1 protein-coding gene is annotated in these 313 nt (G+C 63.6%); it reads left to right on the forward strand.

Annotated elements, in window-relative coordinates; genetic code table 11:
* Window positions 1-266: PepSY domain-containing protein (locus tag F6S12_RS33280; protein ID WP_315870058.1), on the forward strand; the 266-nt coding region annotated here is incomplete at its 5' end.
* Window positions 267-313 lie beyond the last annotated feature (47 nt).

The following is a 313-nucleotide window of genomic DNA, read 5'->3' on the forward strand; positions in this document are numbered from 1 at the left end:
TGACCGCCAGCCTGGCCCACGCCCGCGACCTGGGGCCGGACGAAGCCCTGAGACTGCGCGACGCTGGTACCATTGTGTCCTTTGAAAAACTCAATGCCACGGCCCTGTCCCGGCATCCTGGGGCGAGCATCAGTGAAACCGAGCTGGAAGAAGAGTACGGCAAGTACATCTACCAGGTTGAACTGCGCGACCCGCAGGGGCTGGAATGGGACCTGGAACTGGACGCCGTGAGCGGCCAGGTACTCAAGGATCATCAGGACACCTAATGAACCGCACTCTGCGCACCGCCGGCAGCCGTGCAGCCCTGGCGCTG

Source organism: Pseudomonas sp. JV245A (assembly GCF_032424515.1).
Taxonomy (GTDB): domain Bacteria; phylum Pseudomonadota; class Gammaproteobacteria; order Pseudomonadales; family Pseudomonadaceae; genus Aquipseudomonas; species Aquipseudomonas protegens.